Annotated in this window: 20 protein-coding genes; 15 read left to right on the top strand and 5 right to left on the bottom strand. The window is 66.7% G+C overall.

All coding sequences use genetic code 11. The annotated features are described in order from the left end of the window. Nucleotides 1–15: 15 nt before the first annotated feature. The 4 genes from IP69_RS09155 to IP69_RS09140 all read left to right on the top strand — a co-directional run bounded on the left by IP69_RS09155 (nucleotide 16) and on the right by IP69_RS09140 (nucleotide 4989). Nucleotides 16–1830, top strand: a complete 1815-nt coding sequence (locus tag IP69_RS09155) for an SbmA/BacA-like family transporter (protein WP_054142516.1) — start codon at nucleotides 16–18, stop codon at nucleotides 1828–1830. Further along, complete coding sequence (locus IP69_RS09150) at nucleotides 1827–2435, top strand: hypothetical protein (RefSeq protein WP_197279775.1); 609 nt, start codon at nucleotides 1827–1829, stop codon at nucleotides 2433–2435. The genes IP69_RS09155 and IP69_RS09150 overlap by 4 nt, the downstream gene beginning before the upstream one ends. 187 nt (nucleotides 2436–2622) lie before the next feature. After that, the gene (locus IP69_RS09145; protein WP_054142515.1) at nucleotides 2623–3570 is read left to right on the top strand and encodes a lysylphosphatidylglycerol synthase domain-containing protein; all 948 of its coding nucleotides are present in this window, start codon (nucleotides 2623–2625) and stop codon (nucleotides 3568–3570) included. 180 nt (nucleotides 3571–3750) lie between these two features. Then, nucleotides 3751–4989, top strand: a complete 1239-nt coding sequence (locus tag IP69_RS09140; protein WP_248306774.1) for a multidrug effflux MFS transporter — start codon at nucleotides 3751–3753, stop codon at nucleotides 4987–4989. Nucleotides 4990–5272: 283 nt separating this feature from the next. Here the strand turns inward: IP69_RS09140 and IP69_RS09135 are convergent, their stop codons facing one another. Next, the gene (locus tag IP69_RS09135) at nucleotides 5273–5482 is read right to left on the bottom strand and encodes a cold-shock protein (protein WP_054142513.1); all 210 of its coding nucleotides are present in this window, start codon (nucleotides 5480–5482) and stop codon (nucleotides 5273–5275) included. A 229-nt stretch (nucleotides 5483–5711) separates the two neighbouring features. On the opposite strand from IP69_RS09135, the gene IP69_RS09130 reads away from it, so the two are divergent. The 7 genes from IP69_RS09130 (at nucleotide 5712) to IP69_RS09100 (ending at nucleotide 14290) form a co-directional block, all read left to right on the top strand. Beyond that, nucleotides 5712–6398, top strand: a complete 687-nt coding sequence (locus tag IP69_RS09130; RefSeq protein ID WP_054142512.1) for a fumarylacetoacetate hydrolase family protein — start codon at nucleotides 5712–5714, stop codon at nucleotides 6396–6398. A 182-nt stretch (nucleotides 6399–6580) separates the two neighbouring features. Beyond that, a complete protein-coding gene (locus tag IP69_RS09125; protein WP_054142511.1) occupies nucleotides 6581–7510 on the top strand; it encodes a dihydrodipicolinate synthase family protein in 930 nt (309 codons plus the stop codon). A 113-nt stretch (nucleotides 7511–7623) separates the two neighbouring features. Further along, the gene (polA, locus tag IP69_RS09120; RefSeq protein ID WP_054142603.1) at nucleotides 7624–10668 is read left to right on the top strand and encodes a DNA polymerase I; all 3045 of its coding nucleotides are present in this window, start codon (nucleotides 7624–7626) and stop codon (nucleotides 10666–10668) included. Nucleotides 10669–10746: 78 nt separating this feature from the next. Further along, entirely contained in the window at nucleotides 10747–11901 is a 1155-nt protein-coding gene (locus IP69_RS09115; protein WP_082359172.1) for an AI-2E family transporter, read from the top strand. Between the two features lie 128 nt (nucleotides 11902–12029). Next, nucleotides 12030–12392 carry a hypothetical protein gene (locus tag IP69_RS09110; RefSeq protein ID WP_054142509.1) on the top strand — a complete coding sequence of 121 codons (363 nt, stop codon included), beginning with the start codon at nucleotides 12030–12032 and terminating at the stop codon, nucleotides 12390–12392. Between the two features lie 4 nt (nucleotides 12393–12396). After that, on the top strand, nucleotides 12397–12828 hold the full coding sequence (locus IP69_RS09105; RefSeq protein WP_054142508.1) for a hypothetical protein: 432 nt from the start codon (nucleotides 12397–12399) through the stop codon (nucleotides 12826–12828). Between the two features lie 187 nt (nucleotides 12829–13015). Continuing rightward, entirely contained in the window at nucleotides 13016–14290 is a 1275-nt protein-coding gene (locus IP69_RS09100) for a CHASE3 domain-containing protein (RefSeq protein WP_248306779.1), read from the top strand. 96 nt (nucleotides 14291–14386) lie between these two features. On the opposite strand, the gene cysK is transcribed toward IP69_RS09100, so the two are convergent. From cysK to IP69_RS09080, 4 genes are all read right to left on the bottom strand, one after another. Next, on the bottom strand, nucleotides 14387–15373 hold the full coding sequence (gene cysK, locus IP69_RS09095; RefSeq protein ID WP_054142506.1) for a cysteine synthase A: 987 nt from the start codon (nucleotides 15371–15373) through the stop codon (nucleotides 14387–14389). A 98-nt stretch (nucleotides 15374–15471) separates the two neighbouring features. Beyond that, nucleotides 15472–15924 (bottom strand): Rrf2 family transcriptional regulator, encoded by a 453-nt coding sequence (locus IP69_RS09090; RefSeq protein ID WP_054142505.1) that lies wholly within the window; start codon nucleotides 15922–15924, stop codon nucleotides 15472–15474. Further along, on the bottom strand, nucleotides 15921–16421 hold the full coding sequence (dut, locus tag IP69_RS09085; protein WP_054142504.1) for a dUTP diphosphatase: 501 nt from the start codon (nucleotides 16419–16421) through the stop codon (nucleotides 15921–15923). Before dut ends, IP69_RS09090 begins: the two co-directional genes overlap by 4 nt. Before the next feature lie 5 nt (nucleotides 16422–16426). Continuing rightward, nucleotides 16427–17743: a phosphopantothenoylcysteine decarboxylase gene (locus tag IP69_RS09080; RefSeq protein ID WP_054142503.1), complete on the bottom strand. Its 1317-nt coding sequence runs from the start codon at nucleotides 17741–17743 to the stop codon at nucleotides 16427–16429. A gap of 413 nt (nucleotides 17744–18156) precedes the next feature. Here IP69_RS09080 and IP69_RS09075 point away from each other — a divergent pair, with 413 nt between their 5' ends. The 4 genes from IP69_RS09075 (at nucleotide 18157) to IP69_RS09060 (ending at nucleotide 21183) form a co-directional block, all read left to right on the top strand. Next, a complete protein-coding gene (locus tag IP69_RS09075; RefSeq protein ID WP_054142502.1) occupies nucleotides 18157–18417 on the top strand; it encodes a hypothetical protein in 261 nt (86 codons plus the stop codon). 7 nt (nucleotides 18418–18424) lie between these two features. Next, entirely contained in the window at nucleotides 18425–19534 is a 1110-nt protein-coding gene (locus tag IP69_RS09070; RefSeq protein ID WP_054142501.1) for a methionine ABC transporter ATP-binding protein, read from the top strand. A gap of 4 nt (nucleotides 19535–19538) precedes the next feature. Then, nucleotides 19539–20204 (top strand): methionine ABC transporter permease, encoded by a 666-nt coding sequence (locus IP69_RS09065; RefSeq protein ID WP_054142602.1) that lies wholly within the window; start codon nucleotides 19539–19541, stop codon nucleotides 20202–20204. A 178-nt stretch (nucleotides 20205–20382) separates the two neighbouring features. Continuing rightward, nucleotides 20383–21183: a MetQ/NlpA family ABC transporter substrate-binding protein gene (locus tag IP69_RS09060; RefSeq protein WP_054142500.1), complete on the top strand. Its 801-nt coding sequence runs from the start codon at nucleotides 20383–20385 to the stop codon at nucleotides 21181–21183. The last annotated feature ends 128 nt before the right edge of the window (nucleotides 21184–21311 follow it).

Raw genomic sequence — 21311 nt, 5'->3', positions numbered from 1 at the left:
GGGACGGGCGAAGTCGTGCAGGCGGCCAGCGAGATGGCGGGCGAGAAGATGGCTGCGCCCGGCGACGGGCAGGTCGCGCTGCGATTCGCTCATCTCACTGGCGGTTTCTGGCGGGGCGAGGGGGCAGGCCGCGCCTGGTTCTGGTCGCTGCTGCTGGCGGGCGCGATCATTCTCTCGGTCTTCGCCAACGTCACGGTCAACCGCTGGAACGGCTGGTTCTTCGACGCGCTGGAAAAGCGTGACAGCGAGAGCGCGCTGATCGCGATGGCGGTGTTCCCGGTCCTGGTCCTGATCGTGGCGGGGCTCGGCGTGATCATCCTGGTCTCGCGCGAAACCTTTCAGGTGCATTGGCGCCAATGGGTCACCGCCAGGCTTGCCGATGGCTGGATCGGCCAGCGTCGCTTCTTCCGGCTCAGCCTCTCGGGTTACGAACCCGCCAACCCCGAATACCGCATCGCCGACGATGTCCGCTGGGCGACCGAGCCGGTGGTCGACTTTGCCATCGGCCTGCTCTCGGCGGTGATCACCATCATCACCTTCATCGAGATCCTCTGGACGATCGGCGGGGCTCTGACGCTGCACTCGGGCGAAGCCACCATCATCATCCCGGCATATCTTGTGCTGGCAGCGATCGTCTATGCCATCCTGGTGTCGCTGCTCGTCACCATCGTCGGGCGACGCCTGCCGAGCCTGATCGCGGCGCGCAACGAGGGCGAGGCGCGGCTGCGTTTCTCGCTGATGCGCATTCGCGACCATGGCGAGACGATCGCGCTCGCCCGCACCGAGGCCGGCGAGCGCCGCACCGTGGCGCGCACCTATGACGGGCTGGTCGGGCGCTGGCTGGCGATGATCCGCCAGCGCGGTCGTCTGACCTGGATCACCAATGGCAGCGGCGCGCTGGTCCCGGTCGTGCCCTTGCTGCTGGCCGCGCCGAAATATCTCTCCGGCGAGATGTCGCTGGGCGGCGTCGTTCAGGTCGCGGCAGCTTTTGTCGCCGTGCAGAACGCCTTCAACTGGGTGCTCGACAACTTCATGCGCATCGCCGAATGGCTCGCGGCGGCGCGGCGGGTCAATGAACTGGCCGATGCGCTGGAGCGCGTCGATGGCGAGCCGCCGGGCGAGCATCTGGTCATCGCCGCCAGCCCGGACGGTCGGTTCCGTCTGGACGAGGTCACGCTGATCGACCGCGATGGCCGCACCCTGGTTGCCGATATCGCCTGCTGCCTGCCGACGGGCGCGACCCTGCATGTCTCGGGCGAACTCGGCCTCGGCAAGGCGGCGCTGATCCAGGCGATCGCCGGGCTCTGGCCCTGGGGACGAGGCGCGATCACGCTGCCGCAGGGCGCCTTCGTCACCGCCGTGCCGCAAAAGCTGCATCTCTCGGAAGGCAGCCTGCGTGCCGTGCTGGAGACGGGCAGGGCTCTGCCGCAGGACGAACTCGAAGGCGCTTTACGCCGCTATGGCCTGTCGGCCCTGGCGCCGCTGCTCGACGAAAGCCGCGACTGGGACAAGGAACTGGCCACCGGTGACCGCCAGCGCCTGGCGTTGGCAAGGGCCGAGCTTGAACATCCCGACGTCATCCTGCTCGACGAGGCGACGAGCGCCTTCGACACCGATGTCGCGCTCGAACTCCTGACACAACTGCGGGCGGCGCGCCCCGATGCGATCATCATCGCGCTCGGCCAGGGCGCGGGCTTCGCCGAGGCCGCGACTCACCGCCTGCTGCTCAAGCGCGCCGGCGGCGTCGTGCGCATGGCCCTGCGTCAGGCCGGGCCCGACATGTCCGCCCTGCCGGCAGGATTGCCCGCGCAGTCCGAACCCGCTGAATGACCACGACCACCCTTCTGGAGCCGACGATCATGACCACCGCCGCGATGAACATCTGGGACGTTTACTGGGGGCTGCGCGTCGAGCAATGTCCCTGCGACGTCCATTTCGTCGAATGGCTGGAAGAGGAAGGGATCACCGGCAAGCGCATCTACCATTTTGGCAGCGGCGGGCATCATTATGTCGGCATCCGTTGTGCGGAACCCGAACTCGACTGCACCGTGCTGAGCATTACCGCCTCGCCGAAGGAATATGATGCCTTCGTCAAGCTCGCGACCGGCAACCCGACGATCACCAGGACCTACAGCGCCTATTTCGGCGATATCTACACCAGCAATGCGAGGCTGCTGCCGCGCTTCGACATCGTGACCCTGTTTCACGCCTGCGAGTTCAGGACTGAAGCCAACGATGCCTATGGCGCGCTCACCGATCGCGAGGTGATCGACCTGTTCACGGACCAGACCGACGCCGGCGGATACCTGATGTTCTACACCGGCTCGTTTGCCTATGCGACCGCCGAGCCGATCATCGCTGACTGGGCGAAGACGGCCCCCGTCGAGGAGGTTGCTACCTTCAAGACATTGCGCGTGTTCAGGAAAATCGTCTGATCGCAGGGGGTTCCGGCTGCCTGGCGCGCATTCGTCGCGCCGGGCCGCCTTGTGCATCAGCGCGCAAACGTTATGTCTGCGGCCAGGGCCGCGCGTGGCTCTCGCCTGCAATCGGCGCCGCTGGCTCCCGCCTCCTGCGCTCAACCGACGATGAGTGCGTATGTCGTTTGGCCAGTCAGAGCCGGGAATGCCGCCCCGCAAGCGCAGCCGCTGGTGGTGGCTGGGGCCGCTCGCCAGCATCGTCATCTTCGGCGCCTCGCTGGTGGTGCTCTGGTACATCCTGCAGGAGATCGAGCCGGGCGAACTGGCCAGCGCCTTCGCCAATGCCAGCCAGCGGCAACTTGGCCTGGCCCTCGCCTTCACGGCGCTGAGTTATCTGCTGCTCACCGGCTATGACGCGCTGGCGCTGAAGCGGCTGGGTCTCTCGATCCCCTATCGCACGACCGCGCTCGCCTCATTCACCAGCTATTCGGTGTCCTTCACGCTGGGCTTCCCGATCGTGACTGGCGGTACGGTGCGCTACTGGATCTATTCTCCCAAGGGCGTGCGTGCGTCGGAGGTTGCGAGCCTGACCGTCATCGCCGGCCTGACCTTCTGGCTGGGCCTGGGCGCGATCCTGTGTGCCAGCCTGTTCTATTCGACGCCTTCCGTCGCCGCGCTGGCGCGGACCACGCCGCTGGTCGTGCAGGCTGTCGGCGCGGCGGTCGCGGCCGGCACGCTCGGTTATCTCGCCTGGGTCGCGACCGGGGAGCGCACCATCCGCATGCGCGGCTGGAACCTGCCCCTGCCGGGGCTCGCCATCACGCTGGGCCAGATGTTCCTCGGCGCGGCCGAGGTCTGCGCCGCGGCCGCGGTGCTGTTCGTGCTGCTGCCGGGTGGCCATGGCATCGACTATCCGAGCTTCCTGGCGGTCTATGTCTTCGCCTGCCTCGTCGGCATCGCCAGCCATGCGCCCGGCGGGCTCGGCGTGTTCGAGGCGACGATGCTGGTCGCGCTCAGCCGCCTGCCCTTCGAGCCCGTGCTCGGGGCGCTGCTGATCTTCCGGATCATCTACTACATCCTGCCCTTCGTTCTCGCCCTGGTGCTGCTGGCGCTCAACGAGATGGTCCGGCGGATCCGGCAGCGCGAACGCTGACGCTTCGGCAGGCAGAAGCCCCACGCCAAAGCGGTTGGATTGCTCCCGGTTGACCACCGCTTGACGCATGACCGAAGCTGAAAAAGCCGGGTTGTCATGCGTTTCAAGAGGGTCTAGATCGCTCCCGAGGGGCAATAACCGCGCGTCCGCTGCCAGCGACGCACCCGCAGACAGGCTGCCATGACAGACGCTTCCCAGCCGGCTGAGCCCCGCCACGGCATGAGCTTTCGTCCCTTCGTGATGCTGATGGCGGCGCTGATGGCGTGCAATGCGCTGGCCATCGATGCGATGCTGCCGGCCCTGCCGCAGATGGCGGAGGCGCTCGGCATCGCCGAGGCCAATGAGCGGCAATGGATCATCACCGCCTATCTGCTCGGCTTCGGTGGCGCGCAGATCGTCTACGGCACGCTGGCGGATCGATTCGGGCGCAGGCCGGTGCTGCTGTTTGGGCTCGTCGTCTATGTCGCCGCCAGCGTCGCGGCCGCCTTCGCCGGTTCCTTCGAGACGATGATGCTGGCGCGCGTCATCCAGGGCGTCGGCGCGGCGGCGACGCGCGTGCTGGTCGTCTCGATCGTGCGCGATTGCTATTCCGGCCGCGACATGGCCCGTGTCATGTCGCTGGCGATGATCGTCTTCCTGGCGGTTCCGATCCTGGCGCCATCGGTTGGCCAGGCGATCCTGTGGTTCGCGCCCTGGCGCTGGATTTTTGGCGTGCTGACGATCTTCGGCGCGCTGGTGATGCTCTGGGTCATCCTCAGCCTGCGCGAAACGCAAGCGCTCGAGGACCGCAAGCCGCTTGCGTTCGGCGCCGTCGTCGCCGCCTTCCGCACCACGCTGACGACGCGGCTCGCCGTCGGCTACATGCTGGCGATGGCCTTCGTGCTTGGCGGTTTGTTTGGCTTCATCAACTCGGCGCAGCAGGTCTTCGTCGATGTCTTCCAGGCACCGGAATGGTTCACCACCATCTTCGCGCTGATCGCGATGTTCATGGCGGCGGCCTCGCTTTTGAATTCGCGCATCGTCGGGCGCCTGGGCATGCGCCGCGTCTCGCATGGCGCGCTGCTGGTCTATATCGCCCTGACCGTCGCCCATGCGCTGCTGGCGCTGTCGGGCCATGAATCGCTGTGGAGCTTTGCCGCCTTCCAGGCCGGGGCGATGTTCTGCTTCGGTCTCGTCGCGCCCAATTTCGGCGCCATGGCGATGGACCCGCTCGGCCATGTCGCGGGTACGGCCTCCTCGGTGCAGGGTTTCGTCACCACGGTCGGCGGCGCCTCGCTCGGCTTCTATATTGGGCAGCATTTCGACGGCACGGTCGTGCCGTTGACGTTGGGCTTTGCCCTGTGCGGACTGGCTGCGTTGGCGATCGTGCTGGTGGCGGAAAATGGCCGGCTGTTTCGGCCCGCGCCTGGGCGCGTCTGAACCGAAGGCAGCGTTTCCGACCCGATGCGCAGGCCAGCATGCCTCGGATTGGCAGGGGGGCCAGCCGAAGCCGAAAGGCAAATCGAAAGATTAAAGGGAAGCCATCGCCTAAGGCGGGACCGCGCTTGTAGCGCTTGGTGGGGCCCGAGGCTCTCGGGCCCTCGACCGCCGCCTTCTTGGCGACGGGCATGCCGGGAATCGTCTTCAGTCCGGATAGATCGATAGAGATTCGCATTGGCTCGGGAAGCGACGCCGCCGATCGGCTTCCCGTCTAGGTGTCGGATCAGGCCGTCTTGAGATTGACCGCCGAGGACTTGCCGGTCTTGCGATCGGCCTCGAGATCATAGCTGATCTTCTGACCTTCGTTCAGGCCGCGCATGCCCGAGCGCTCGACAGCGCTGATATGCACGAACACATCCTGGCCGCCCTGGTCCGGCGTGATGAATCCATAGCCCTTGGTCTCGTTGAACCACTTCACGGTACCCGTGCTCACGTGCTGTTCCTTCAGTCTCTGTTCAGGCCGGCTCATGCCGGCCCGGCTCTACTGTATGGTGCAAATCGCTCAGGTTGCAATGACGCGGCGCACAACGGTCTTTCGGGCGATGTCGCGGCATGCCGCAGGAACAACGCTGGCAGCACGGGCGGGTCTTGCCGAGGGACACGGCCTCGCGCATGAACGGCGCGGGAAACCGTTTCAATAATCGTTTCAGGAGAGCTTCCGCATGACCAACTATGTGATCGACCCGCCGGCCGTGACGGCGGTTCCGGTGGCCGGTGGCGGGCTCTTCCCGGTGCGGCGCGTCTTCTGCGTCGGCCGCAACTATGCCGAACACACCCGCGAAATGGGTGGCGACCCCGACCGCGAGGAGCCGTTCTTCTTCACCAAGCCGGCCGACGCGCTGCTGATCAACGGCGCCGACATGCCCTATCCGCCCAAGACCGGCGATCTCCATCACGAGATGGAACTGGTCGTGGCGATCGGCACCGGCGGCAAGGACATCGCCGAGGCCGATGCGCTCAGCCATGTCTTTGGCTATGCCGCCGGCCTCGACATGACCCGCCGCGATCTGCAGGCCGCGGCCAAGAAGGGCGGCAAGCCCTGGGATATGGGCAAGGGCTTCGATTGTTCCGGCCCGGTCGGCGAGATCGCGCCCGCGAGCCATATCGGCCATCCCAGCGCGGGCAAGATCGAGCTCCTCGTCAATGGCGTCGCCCGCCAGAGTTCGGATCTGATCAAGCAGATCTGGAACGTGCCCGAGACGATCGCCTATCTGTCGGGCCTGGTCGAACTCGCACCGGGTGACCTGATCTTCACCGGCACGCCCGAGGGTGTCGCCGCCGTCGTCAGCGGCGACGTCCTCGAAGGCGAGATCGCCGGCGTCGGCACGGTGCGCACCCGAATTATCTGAGACGCATGAACCTCCGCCGTCATCCCGGACAAGCCGCGTAGCGGCGCCGATCCGGGATCCATCACAGGGCTCGACAGGGCTCCATGATGGATCCCGGAGCTCCGCTTCGCTGCGTCCGGGATGACGGGGAGGGCGTCGTCAACGTCAATGTCGAAAAACCACCCCAGACGGGAGCCCCATCCATGACCCTCACCGCCGACGCCAAGGGCGTCTTCCCGATTGCCCCGACCGCGTTCAACCCCGACGGCACGCTCGACTGGGCCTCCACCGAGAAGCTCTTTTCGTTCTATGACGAGATTGGTTCGGACGGCACGACGGTGCTCGGCATCATGGGCGAGGCGCCCAAGCTGGAGCCGGAGGAATCGCTGCGCATCGTCAAGACGGCGGTGGCGGGCATGCCGGGCAAGCCGGTGATCGTCGGCGTCTCGGCGCCGGGCTTTGCCGCCATGCGTTCGCTCGCCCGCCAGTCGATGGAACTGGGCGCCGCCGCCGTGATGATCGCGCCGCCGCCCTCCTTGCGCACCGACGACCAGATCACCGGCTATTATGCCCAGGCCGTCGAGGCGATCGGGACGGACATCCCCTTCGTCATCCAGGACTACCCGCTGACGCTCTCGGTGGTGATGACGCCGGCCGTGATCCGCAAGATCGTCACCGACAACCCCTCCTGCGTGATGCTCAAGCACGAGGACTGGCCGGGGCTGGAGAAGATCACGGCGCTCCGCAAGTTCCAGGCGGATGGCTCATTGCGGCCGATCTCGATCCTCACCGGCAATGGCGGGCTGTTCCTCGATTTCGAGATGGAGCGCGGTGCCGACGGTGCGATGACCGGCTATGCCTTCCCGGAGCTGCTAATCGATGTCGTCAAGCTGCAGCAGGCCGGCCAGCGCGACGAGGCGCATGACATCTTCGACGCGCATCTGCCGCTGATGCGCTACGAGCAGCAGCAGGGCGTCGGCCTCGCGGTCCGCAAATATACGCTGATGAAGCGCGGCATCCTCAAGAGCGACGCGCAGCGCAAGCCGGGCTCCGCGATCAGCGCCACCGCCCGCGCCGAGGTCGATTATCTGCTCGCCCGCGTCGCCCGGACCGACAAGCGCGCCGCGCTCTGAAGCGGCGCTGCCGCCGGTCTCCGGGCCGGCGGTTTGGCTGCTGACAGCTTCTTGCGACATCGGCCGCTGCGGCCGATGGACATTGCCGGCGCGGGCCCACTATGGTCCGCGCCATGAGCGAGACAGCCAAGATAGCCCCTGAGGCAGCCGCCCCGGACCTCAAGCCCGGCGACCATCTCTTCCTGGTCGATGGCTCGAACTTCATCTTCCGGGCCTATTTCCAGTCGATCAATCAGGACCGGAAATACAATGCCCGTTCCGATGGGTTGCCCTCCGGCGCAGTCCGGCTCTTCGCCACCAAGCTGTTCCAGTTCGTGCGTGAGGGCGTGCTCGGCGTGCGCCCGACCCATCTCGCCATCGTCTTCGACAAGTCGGAGAACTCGTTCCGCAAGGCGATCTACCCTGCCTATAAGGGCAACCGCTCCGATCCGCCGCCGGATTTGATCCCGCAGTTCCCGCTGATGCGCGAGGCGGTGCGCGCCTTCGGCCTGCTGCCGGTCGAGCAGGATGTCTACGAGGCCGACGATCTGATCGCGACCTATGCGAGACAAGCGCGCGAGGCCGGCGCCGATGTGCTGATCGTCTCCGCCGACAAGGATCTGATGCAGCTCGTGCGGCCTGGCGTGGCGATGTACGACCCCGCCTCCGGCGACGCCAAGAAGGGCGCGGGGTTCCGCGCCGAGCGCAAGATCGGCGAGCCCGAGGTCGTCGAATATTTCGGCGTGATGCCCGACAGGGTCACCGATGTGCAGGCATTGGCCGGCGACGCGACCGACAATGTGCCGGGCGCGCCGGGCATCGGCATCAAGACGGCGGCCCAGCTCATCGGCGAATATGGCGATCTCGACACGCTGCTCGCCCGCGCCTCCGAGATCAAGCAGCCCAAGCGCCGGGAGACGCTGACCAATCCCGAGATCGTCGAGAAGATCCGCATCTCGCACAAGCTCGTCACGCTGGTCGACGACGTCGCGGTCGAGACGCCGCTGTCGCATCTGACGCTCGGCCAGCCCGATCCGGTGCGCCTCGTCGCCTTTCTCAAGGCGATGGAGTTCACCACCATCACCAAGCGGGTCGGCGAGGCCTATGACGCCGATGTCGCGGCGATCGACGCCGATGCCGATCTGGCGCCCGGCGGCGCGCGCGCGGCTGAGCTGAAGGCGCTTTATGTCGGTGGCGATGCCGGCGAGGGACAGCCCTCGCTGGGTCAGGTGGCGAGCGCCGCCGTCACCCAGCCGGCGACGGCCCAGGGCGATGGCTGGCTCAGGCCCGCCGATCTCGCGGCGTCCCGGAAGAACCAGGCGATCGCGGCCAAGATCGATCGGAGCGCCTATGAATGCGTGCGCGATCTCGACACGCTCCATCGCTGGATCGCCGCCGCCTACGAGGCCGGCCAGGTCGCGATCGACACCGAGACCAGCGCCATCGACCCGATGCAGGCCGATCTCGTCGGCGTCTCCATGGCCGTTGCGCCGAACAAGGCCTGCTACATCCCGCTTCAGCATCGCGGCGGCAGCGATCTCTTCGGCGGCGGCATGCTGGAGGGTCAGATCCCGCTCGACCAGGCGCTGGCCGCGCTCAAGCCCGTGCTCGCCGATCCCGGCGTGCTCAAGATCGGCCAGAACCTGAAATACGACCTCGTGCTCCTCAAGCGCTACGGCCTCGACGTCGCCCCGATCGAGGACACGATGCTGATTTCCTACGCGCTCGATGCCGGCAACAACACGCATGGCATGGATCGCCTCTCCGAGCTGCATCTCGGCCATGAGACGATCACCTTCGGGCAGGTCGCCGGCACCGGCAAGGCGCAGGTCACCTTCGACAAGGTCGCGCTCGACAAGGCGACGGACTATGCCGCCGAGGACGCCGACGTGACGCTGCGGCTCTGGCTCGCGCTCAAACCGCGCCTGGCGGCGGAGGGTCGCACGACGGTCTATGAGACGCTGGAGCGGCCGCTGATCGCCGTACTGGCCCGCATGGAGGCGCGCGGCATCGCGATCGACCGGCAGATCCTGTCGCGGCTCTCGGGCGAATTCGCCCAGTCGCTGGCGCGGCTGGAGGACGAGATCCACGAGATCGCCGGCGAGAAATTCACCATCGGCTCGCCCAAGCAGCTCGGCGACATCCTGTTCGGCAAGATGGGCCTTGCTGGCGCCAAGAAGACCGCGACCGGCCAATGGGCGACAGGCGCCGGCGTGCTCGAGGAACTGGCCGAGCAGGGCCATCCTTTGCCCTCGAAAATCCTGGAATGGCGCCAGCTCTCGAAGCTGAAATCGACCTATACCGACTCGCTGCCGGCCTATGTGAACCCGCAGACGCAGCGCGTGCACACCTCCTTTGCGCTGGCGGCCACCACGACGGGCCGGCTGTCCTCCTCCGAGCCCAATCTCCAGAACATCCCGATCCGCACCGAAGCCGGCCGCAAGATCCGGACCGCCTTCATCCCCGAGAAGGGCTACAAGCTGGTCTCGGCCGATTACAGCCAGATCGAGCTGCGGCTGCTCGCCCATATCGCAGAGATCCCGCAGCTCCGCCAAGCCTTCGCCGATGGCATCGACATCCATGCGATGACGGCGTCCGAAATGTTCGGCGTCCCCGTTCTGGGCATGCCGAGCGAGGTGCGTCGCCGCGCCAAGGCGATCAATTTCGGCATCATCTACGGCATTTCGGCCTTCGGCCTCGCCAACCAGCTCGGCATCGGCCGCGAGGAGGCCAGCGCCTATATCCGCAAATATTTCGAGCGCTTCCCGGGCATCCGCGACTATATGGATCAGACCAAGACTTTCGTGCGCGCCAACGGCCATGTCGAGACGATCTTCGGGCGCATCTGCCATTTCCCGGCGGTGGCCTCGAAGAACCCCTCCGAGCGCGCCTTCGTCGAGCGTCAGGCGATCAACGCGCCGATTCAAGGCTCTGCCGCCGACATCATCCGCCGGGCCATGATCCGCATGGAAGACGCGCTGGAAGCAGCCAGGCTCGATGTCCGCATGCTCCTGCAGGTCCATGACGAACTGGTCTTCGAAGTGCCCGACCATCAGGTCGAAGCGGCGCTGCCGGTGATCAGGCGGGTGATGGTCGAGGCGCCGCATCCGGCCGTCCAGCTGCGGGTGCCGCTCCAGGTCGACGCCCGTGCGGCGGGCAATTGGGACGAGGCGCATTAGCGGAACCTTCGCCGGCAAGCCGACGTTATCGCTGGCGACGCGCCGGGGGGGCGCGGTTCGCGCGTTGGATCCGAACTCATGCTCAGCTCATCCGTCTGGAAACCCTTTCCGCGTTACATGGCGGAACCGGAGGTCGAGGATCTGCATGAGGACGTGACGCCGTCCGAACATGATCTGATCGTCCGCTACACGATCATCGGCATCTTCGTCATCCTGGCGACCGCCGCGTTGCATCTGACGCAGGCCATTACCTTGCCGATCGTGGCCGGTATCATCTTCGGGCTCGTGCTCGGGCCTGCCGTCGACTGGATGGTCCGTCGCAACGTCCCGCAGCATCTGGCGGCGGCAATCATCGTTCTGCTCTTTCTCGGCGTGATCGGGTCCGCGATCACCGTGCTCGCCGTGCCGATGGCGGCATGGAGCGATCAGGGTCCGGCGATGATGGCGGCGATGAAGACCAAGCTCGTCGGCGTCGTGGCGGTGATGGATCAGGCCAAGGCTGCCATTGGTGCGCTGACCGGCAAGAGCGGCGCCGAGCTCAGCATCTCCCAGGGCAACCCGCTGATCGACATCGCCGTCTCCTCCTCGGCGGTTGCCGGCGGCATGCTGGTCTTCGTCGCGACCGTCTATTTCTGGCTGGCGACCCGCCGTCATCTCAAGGCGCGCGCGCTGCGCTTCTGTCTCGGCCGCGGTGCTCGCAAGTCCGCCGGCGCCTTTTTTCAGGAGATCGAGACGCGTGTCGCGCGCTATTTCGGGCTGGTCACGCTGATCAATCTGGGCATGGGCGTCGTGACCATGACCATCGCCTGGATGGCAGGTCTGCCCTTTCCGATCTTCTGGGGCGCGCTCGCCTTCGTTCTGAACTACCTTGCCTTCATCGGGCCGATGATCGTCACGGTGATGCTGTTCGCCGGAGCCCTGATCGATGCGCCGTTCCTGCTGACGGCGCTGTGGCCTGCTTTGGCCTATTTCTTCGTCAACATGATCGAAGGCAATGTTGTCACCCCGGTCTTCGTCGGAAACCGGCTGACGGTCTCGCCCTTTCTCGTCTTCATTGGCTTCATCTTCTGGCTCTGGCTTTGGGGACCGCTTGGCGCTGTTCTCTCGACTCCGATCCTGCTCGTTGCCATGGTGGCGCAGGAGGAGTTTGCCCGTTACCGCGCGGCCCAGGCGGCGGAGGCACAGGACCCGGGGCAGCAGGACACAGCTCAGGCGGCGCCAGTGCCGGCCTGATAGCCCTGCGACGGAACCCCGCACGGTCCACCGGCGTTGCCTCGCAAAGCACGTCCGACTGTGATCAGCAGGTCATAACCGCTGACGAGAAACGCTAATTGAACCGATCGATGCAAGGAACCAGCGACATGCCAACCACCACGACTTCCGCGAAACGCGAGGCCGAAACGGCCATCAAAAACGTCAAGGATGACATCGTCTCCGGTAGCGAAAAGGTGGCCGACGGCGCCAGGGACACTGCAGATCGCGTCAAGCGCGAGGCCGGTGCGCTCGAGGACAGCCTGACGCGCGGGGCCGAGGAACTGGTGGCCACGGTCAGCGAGACGCTGCGCTCGGTCGGGGTCGACACGGACCGGATGGTCGATGTCGCGAAGGAACAGGCAACCGATCTTCAGCGGCTGATCGAGGACGAAATCCGCGAGCGCCCGCTGCGCGCATTGGGGCTGGCGGCGGCAGTCGGCCTGTTCGTCGGCTTCCTTTCGGCACGGTGAACCGATGCTTGGGGGAATCGGAGGCTATATCACCTCGGAGATATCCGGGGCGGTCAGGCGCAACCTCACCATCTACGGTCTCATGGGCTTTGCGGGCCTGCTTGTGGTCTGCGCCGGTGGCTACGCGCTAAGCGCGCTGCACACGATGCTCTCGTTCCGATACGGGATGGTCGAGGCAAGCCTGTTCGTCGCGGGTGGTCTGCTGGTGACGGCCCTGCTGGCGCTCGGCGGTGCGATGTATCTCAAGAACCGTCCGCGTCCCGGCCGACCGATGGCGGCGACCGCGCTGGTCGCGGCGCCGTTCGCCGCCAAGCTTCTCGGCTCGGGCATGAGGTCGCGCAGCAAGTGGCGCATCGCCATGGTCGGCGGCGTCGTGGTCCTGGGCGCCCTGCTTGGACGACAGTTCTTCACCGGTGGTGGGGAAGACGAGGCCTGAACGGGCGCAGCGCCACATTTGCTGCGAAAACGTGAGAATGCGCCTGTCATTTTACATAAGCGCCGCCGCCATCCGCCTGTAACACGGGTGGATGCAGAATCAGCCGAGGCCTCGCGCACGCGCGATTATTCCCGCGGTCCCGGCTTTCTGGGAGCGTCTCAGTGCCGCGACGGTCGCTGTCGTGGCCATGGGCGTCGTGGCGGTTGCCGTGGTGCTGGCAGCCTGGATCAATTTCCAGGCGCAGATTACTGCTGCCCAGGTTTCGCGCGCCATCGCTGTTCGGGAGAGCGCCGAACGTTTGCTCGGCCATTTGCGCGATGCCGAAACAGGCCAGCGCGGGTACATGCTCACCGGCACGGCCAGCTATCTCGATCCGTTCGAGAGCGGACGCGGTGCCGCCCTGCCTGCTTTGGAGGCGCTGCAGCAGTTGGTGACGGACGATCCGCAGCAGAAGTCGCGGGTCGCCTCATTGGTGGAGCCGATCGACCGAAAGCTCGCCGAACTCGATGCGACGGTGGCTCTTGCGCGCGATGGTCGCCAAAGCGAGGCCCTCGCGGTCATCCTCAAAGGCGACGGCATAGGCGCGATGGAGGATGTGCGCGATGGCATCCAGCAGGTCCAGCTCGCCGAGAACGTTCGCCTCATATCGCTCAATCGCAATGAGGAACGGCGCCGCCTTCTGGCAAGCATCGGGATCGTGGTGGCGCTGGCCGCTCTCGCCTTCGCCGCCTGGCAGCAGTTCCGCATTCGCCAGCGCCGGAGCGTCTCGCTGGCCGCAAGCAACGCCCGGCTGGAAGGTATCGTCGGCGAACGGACCAGCGAACTCGAAAACGAGCGCTTGCGCATGGAGGCGCTGCTGCGTGATGTGAGCCACCGTGTCGGCAACAATCTGGCGATGGTCTCGGCGCTGCTCAACGTCCAGAGCCGGCAGAGTCGCGAGCCGGCGGTGCGCCTCGCTTTGCAGCAGGCGCAGTCACGCATCCAGGCAATCGCCGCCGGACAACGCCGCCTGCGGCTCGACCTCGAGACCGACGAGATCGAGGCCCGTCCCTATATGGAGGATCTGCTGGCCGAGATCGGCAAGGCTGCCGAGGGCCGTCCGATCGAACTCTCGCTGGCGATGAGCGCGATCCGGCTGCCGGGCCGCGACGCGGTGTCCTTCGTTGTCATCGTCAACGAATTGGTCACGAACGCGATCAAGCACGCCTTTCCCGACGGCCTGTCGGGCAAGATCGTCATTCGCTTCGAGGAAACGGCGATGCAGGGCGTCCCTGCGCTGGCTCTCTCGGTGGAGGATGACGGCGTCGGCATGCCCGCCGAGATCGAGGCCAAGGGCCTGGGTCAGACCGTCATCGCGAGCCTGCTCCGGAGCATGAAGGCGACGATGACCTCGACCCCGCTCACTCCGGGCGCCGACCGACCCGGCACCTGTGTGAAGCTGATCTTCCCCCGGCGGGACTGAACGGGCGCAACTCTCGACCCGAAAACGAACCAGGCCCGATCGGTCGATCGGGCCTGGTGGACTTCTTTCGGTGGTGACGGCCCTGCCGGGCTTGTTTCAAAGCCCCTCGAACAGGGCGCTGGAGATGTAGCGCTCGGCGAAGGAGGGGATGATCACCACGATCGTCTTGCCGGCATTCTCCGGCCTCGCGCCGACTTCGAGCGCCGCCGCGATCGCGGCGCCCGATGAGATGCCGCCGGGAATGCCCTCCTGCTTTGCCAGCGCGCGCGACGTCTCGAACGAGGTCTGGTTGCCGACGGTCACCACCTCGTCGATCACGGAGCGGTCGAGGATGCCGGGAACGAAGCCGGCGCCGATGCCCTGGATCTTGTGAGGGCCGGCCGCGCCGCCCGAGAGCACGGGCGAATCCTCGGGCTCGACCGCGATGATCTTCACCGCCGGTTTCTTTGCCTTCAGCACCTGGCCGACGCCGGTGATCGTGCCGCCGGTGCCGACGCCGGAGATGAAGATGTCGACCTTGCCGTCGGTGTCGTTCCAGATCTCCTCGGCCGTCGTCCTGCGGTGGATCTCGGGATTATGCGGATTTTCGAACTGCTGCGGAATGATCGAACCCGGAATCTCGGCCTTCAGCTCCTCGGCCCGCGCTACCGCGCCACGCATGCCGCCGGGGCCCGGCGTCAGCACGAGTTCGGCGCCCAGCAGCGCCAGCATCTTGCGCCGCTCCAGCGACATGGTCTCGGGCATGACCAGGATCAGGCGGTAGCCGCGCGCCGCCGCCACGAAGGCAAGCGCGATGCCGGTGTTGCCCGAGGTCGGCTCGATCAGCGTTTCGCCCGGCTTCAGCACGCCGGATGCCTCCAGCCCGTCGATCATGCTGACGCCGATCCGGTCCTTGACGCTGGAGATCGGGTTGAAGAATTCGAGCTTGGCCAGGATCGTCGCTTGGACGCCGCGCGCGGCGGGCAGGCGGTTGAGCTTGACCAGCGGGGTGTTCCCGATCGTGTCGGTGATCGAGTTATAGATGCGGCCGCGGCCGGGCGCCTTGGCCGCTGCCGATAACTGCTCGCGCGCTACCTCAGTCATGACATGCTCCTTGTGCGATCGGTGTTCGAACCCGACGCTTCATGCATAAGCCTAGACTTATTCACATGCGCTGTCGATGAATTCGATTAATCACAGAATTAGATGGTGAAATCGGCGCCGGCTCTGTCCTGGTCGACGCCGGACAGGGTTTGCGCCCGGCGACAGAGTTCCTCGACGCTGATCGCGTCGAGCACGGAAAGGAAGGCCTGCGAGGCGCGCATCACCTCAGGCCCGATCACATCATCGACGAGGCGGGACTGCGGCGCGGGCCCAAGGCTTTCGTCGCCAGTTTCCTGCATGGCGGCGCGCGCGATGTCGCCGGCGGTGATCCTGCGGCGCTCGCGTGCCAGTTCGTAGCCGCCGCGCGGGCCGCGCACGCCCTTGAGAATGCCGACCCTCACCAGCGCCTGCAGCAACGTCTCCAGATGGCGCGGTGGCAGATCGTGGCGCGCCGCCAGGAGCTTGGCCGCGACCGGCGAGGGCCGGGCATGCAGGGCGATGTCCACCACCGCCGCGATGGCAAGCTGGCTGCGTCGCGACAACAGGTTCACGCGACGGCTCCTTCCGGGTTCGCATCCCCAGGCTGCAAGCCTGCATCCAGCACGCCGGTCGAGCCGAAGCCGCCGGGGCCACGCTCGGTCTCGTCGAGCGTCAGCGCCTCGGCCATCATGGCGCGCGTCACCGGCGCGACGACCAGCTGTGCGATCCGGTCGCCGCGCCCGATCGCGAACGTCTCCTGCCCATGGTTGATCAGGATGACCTTGACCTCGCCGCGATAATCGCTGTCGATCGTTCCGGGAGCGTTCAGCACGGTGACGCCGTGCGTGGCGGCCAGCCCCGAACGCGGCCGCACCTGCGCTTCGTATCCGTCCGGCAGTTGCAGGCAAAGCCCGGTCGGCACAAGCGCGCGCGCGCCGGGCGCCAGTTCCAGCACGGCCCCGGCAGGCAATGCGGCGCGCAGATCCATGCCGGCGGCGCCCGCGCTCTGATAAGCCGGCAGGGACAGGCCGGCGCCATGCGGCAGGCGAAGACAAGCAATCTTGACCATGACGCTTACCTGCCGCCCTGCGAGCCGAGCAGCCGCGTCAGATGATCGACGAGACGATTGGCGACCTCCGACTTGGCCAGCGTCGGCCAGCTCTCGACCCCCTCCCGCGTCACCAGATGCACGGTGTTGACGTCGCCGCCCATCACCCCCGTGCCGCCGACATCGTTGGCGACGATCAGATCGCAGCCCTTCTTGGCGAGCTTCGCCTGTGCATAGGCAACGACATTCTGCGTCTCGGCGGCAAAGCCGACGACGAGCTCGGGACGGCCGCTCGCCCGCTGCGCGATGGTGGCAAGGATGTCGGGGTTCTCGACCAGGGCCAGAGGCGGCAGGCCGCCGCCATCCTTCTTCATCTTTTCGGGCGCGGCATCGGCCACCCGCCAATCGGCGACCGCGGCGGTGAAGATCGCGATCTGCGCCGGCAGCGCCGCCTCGACCGCGGCCAGCATCTGTCGCGCCGATTCGACATGCACCGTCTCGACGCCGGCCGGATCGGGGATGGCGACGGGGCCAGACACCAGCGTCACGCGCGCCCCGGCGGCGGCGGCCGCAGCCGCGATCGCGTGCCCCTGCTTGCCCGAGGAGCGGTTGGCGATGTAGCGCACGGGGTCGATCGCCTCATGCGTCGGGCCCGAGGTCACCAGCACATGCCGGCCGGCCAGCGGACCCTGTGAATCCGGGCCGCCTCCGGGCAACCGGCCGAGAAATCCGATCGCACGCTGCGGGGAGGGCGCTTCGCCAGCGAGCGTGGCCTCGATCGCCGCCAGGATCTCGGCGGGCTCCGCCATCCGGCCCACGCCGCTTTCGCCCCGCTCGGCCATCGCGCCGGCATTGGGCCCGACGACGAGCACGCCGTCCTTCTGGAGCTGCGCCATGTTGCGGCGCGTGGCCGGGTGCAGCCACATCCGCGGGTTCATCGCGGGCGCGATCAGCACGCGCTTGTCGGTCGCCAGCAGCGCCGTCGAGGCGAGATCGTTGGCGAGCCCATTGGCCATCTTGGCGATCAGATCGGCGGTGGCTGGCGCCACGACCAGGAGGTCTGTCGAGCGTGACAGCGCGATATGGCCGATATCGGCCTCGTCCGTCAGCGAGAACAGGTCGGTGAAGCAGCGCTCGCCGGCAAGCGAGGAGACGGCGAGCGGCGTCACGAACTGCTCGCCCGCCTGGGTCAGGATGCAGCGCGCGGCGATGCCGCGATCCTTCAACCGGCGGATCAGCTCCAGACATTTATAGGCGGCGATGCCACCACCGATGATCAGCAGGATGGAGCGGGAGGCGGACAAGGCAAGCGTTCCTGAAGCTGAGGCGCTGTTTCCTAGCATCGCGCGGGCCGGCCTGTCATGGGCCGCTTCGCATCGACCCGGAGGATCCTTCTCCGCCAAAGGCAGTGCGGGGATGAGCAATCCTGCGAGTTTCGTTTCTTTAAAAGAACGATCGCGTTGACAAAAAGGATTTCGTCCGCCACATTGGACTTCGTCATTCGGCTACGCCGAAAGGCCGCGGGGATTTGAGCGAGCAGCTTGCGCCGCGTCACCAAACGCTAAAGCGCCACGACGCGGTCGTGGGCTCCAATCGACAGGAGACGACCATGATCGAAGCCACCCCATTCCGCGCCCTCCCGTCCCGCCCCACAGCCTGTCGCTGTCGACTCTGACGGTTCCGGCGCTCGCATCGGCGAGCCTCCTCAAGCCCGATCAGATGTCTATCAGCGCCGCGATGCGGCGGGAGGCCAGCCATGAACATTCTTTCCTCCGGCGCCGGCCGGCCCGATCAGGGCCTGCCGCTGCGCAGTGACCAGGCCTATGTCATCGAGATCGGCGAGACCCAGGCCGGCCTTGTCAGCCGTCGCGGCGGCGAGCGCGTCTTCACCTTCATTTCCGCCGCGTCCGCCTTCGACGCGCTCGAAGGCCATCGCTTCGCCACGCCGGGCGCGGCCGAGCGCGCGGCCCGGCAGCTGGCTTCGCACCGGCGCAGCCGCGCCCCGATTTCGTCCTGAGGTCACCATGAACGCTCCTGCAAAGCCCGACGCCTTCCGCGTCGAACCCGGCCCAGCGCCGAACCAGCCCGATCCGATCATCCGCTTCGAACGGATCGGCAAGACCTATGCCGCCCGTGGTGCGCAAGGGTCGGTCACGGCCCTGTCGGGCATTGATCTCGACGTGCCCAAGGGCGCGATCGTCGGCGTCATCGGCCGCTCGGGTGCCGGCAAATCGACGCTGATCCGCCTCGTCAACGGGCTGGAGCGCGCCACCTCCGGCCGCCTCCTGATCGAGGGTGAGGACGTCACGGGACTCACCGAGGCCGGCTGGCGCGCCCGCCGCCGCGCCACGGGCATGATCTTCCAGCACTTCAACCTGCTCTCCTCGCGCACGGTCTTCGACAATGTCGCCCTGCCGCTGGAAATCGCGAGCACGCCGAGACTGCAGATCGAGGACAAGGTCGCGCGCCTGCTCGATCTGGTCGGTCTCGCCGACAAGCGCGAGCGCTACCCGGCCGAACTCTCCGGCGGCCAGAAGCAGCGCGTCGGCATCGCCCGCGCTTTGGCGACAGACCCCAAGGTGCTGCTCTGCGACGAGGCCACCTCGGCGCTCGATCCCGAGACGACGAAGTCGATCCTGGCCCTGCTGAAGCAGGTCAACCGCGATCTAGGCATCACCATCCTGCTGATCACCCACGAGATTCCCGTCATCAAGGAGATCTGCGACCGCGTCGCGGTGATCGAGGACGGCCGCATCGTCGAGGAGGGCGACGTCTTCTCGGTGCTGACGCGTCCCCAGCACCCGACCACGGCGCGCTTCGTCGAGGCGGTGACCGGCGTCGAGCTGCCGGCCTATCTCGCCGGCCGAATCCGCAAGGACGCTCAGCCGGGCGACGACACCGTGCTGCGCATCACCTTCACCGGGCAGAACGCCACCGCGCCGGTCATCAGCCGGCTCAGCTCGACCATCGGCGTCGACGTCAACATCCTCGCCGGCCGCATCGACGCCATCGCGGGCAAGCCCTTCGGCAGCCTGCTGGTCTCGGTCCCGACGCGCGAGCCGGAACTGGCTGCCGTGCTCGGCGCGCTCAACAGCCTCGAACTCAAGGCGGAGGTCATCGGCCATGTTTCCTGAGATCATCTCGCCCCAGATCGTGGCGCTGATCGCGCAGGCCACGCTCGACACGCTGCAGATGGTGGCGGTTGCCGCCGGGCTCGGCACGGTTCTCGGCCTGCCGCTCGGCGTCTTTCTCGCCACCAGCAAGCGCGGCGAATTGTTTGCCGCGCCCCTCGTCAACACGCTGCTCGGCACGCTGGTCAACGCCACGCGCTCGACGCCCTTCATCATCCTCGTCGTCGCGATCATCCCCTTCACCCGCCTCATTGCGGGCACCTCGATCGGCACCAATGCCGCGATCGTGCCGCTGACGGTGGCGGCGACGCCCTTTATCGCCAGGCTGATCGAGGGCGCCATCCGCGAGGTCGATCAGGGGCTGGTCGAGGCCGCCCGGTCGATGGGCGCGACGCCGCTGCAGATCGTTCGCAAGGTGCTGGTGCCCGAGGCGCTACCGGCGATCGCGCTGGGTCTCACGCTCGCCATCGTCAGCCTGATCGGCTTCTCGGCCATGGTCGGCGCGGTCGGCGGCGGGGGCCTGGGCGATCTCGGCATCCGCTATGGCTATCAGCGCTTCATGCCCGAGGTCATGGCCGCCGTCGTCGCCGTGCTGATCGTGCTGGTCCAGACAGTCCAGACCATCGGCGACCATCTCGCCCGCCGGCTCAACAAGCGCCTGCGCCACGCCTGAGTTTCATCCCAACGCATTGTCATCCCGGGCGAAGCGAAGCGCAGACCCGGGATCCATGCCGGAACGCTGACCTGAGAGGCTCAGGCATGGATCCCGGGTCTCCCTGCGGTCGCCCGGGATGACGGCGCGCGGATTTCTTTTGTCTTTCCAAACCAAATCGAACTGAAGGAACCACCCCATGACCATCATCACCCGCCGCACCGCGCTCGCCGCCACGGCGCTTGCCGCGCTCGCCCTGTCCGTCCCCGCGCTCGCCCAGGCGCCGCAGATCGTCCGCATCGGCGTCTCGCCGGGCCCCCATGCCGAGATCCTCGAACAGGTGAAGCCGCTTCTGGCCAAGAAGGGCATCGACCTCAAGATCACCGAGTTCTCCGACTATGTCGTGCCCAACCAGGCGCTGGACGCCGGCGAACTAGAGGCCAATTCCTTCCAGAACCAGCCCTATCTCGACAACCAGGTGAAGGATCGCGGCTTCAAGCTGGTCAGCGTCGGCCTGACCGTGAACTTCCCGCTCGGCATCTACTCGTCGAAGTACAAGAGCTGGGCCGAGGTGCCCGACGGTTCGTCCATCGCGATCATGAACGACCCGACCAATGGCGGCCGGGCGCTGCTGCTGCTGCAGGACAAGGGCGTGATCAAGCTGAAGGACGGCGTTGGCTTCAAGCCGGGGCCGATCGACATCGTCTCCAACCCCAAGAAGCTGAAGATCGTCGAGGTCGAGGCGGCGCAGACCCCGCGCACACTGGCTGATGTCGCCGCAGCCGCGATCAACACCAACTACGCCGTCGACGCCAAGATCGAGCCGACCTCGGCGATCCTGCGCGAGGACCCCAAGGGGCCTTACGTGAACGTCATCGCGGTGCGCACCGCCGACAAGGACAAGCCCTGGGTGAAGACGCTGGTCGAGACCTATCAGTCGCCCGAGATCAAGGCCTTCGTGGCCGAGCGCTTCAAGGGCAACGTGCTCGCCGGCTGGTGATCTGTTGTCCCGACCCGGTCGCTGGCCGGGTCGGGCGACTGACCCGGATGCGACGCGCATCCGGGGCTTTTTTCAGAGACGCGCGTCATGCTCGGGCTCGACCCGAGCATCTCATGACCAGATGGCAT

Origin of the sequence: Allobosea sp. AAP35, from assembly GCF_001295925.1 — a bacterium.
In the GTDB taxonomy this organism is placed as follows: domain Bacteria; phylum Pseudomonadota; class Alphaproteobacteria; order Rhizobiales; family Beijerinckiaceae; genus Allobosea.
Note: the sequence above shows the minus strand (reverse complement) of the source record. Positions and strands in the feature narration are given on the sequence as shown.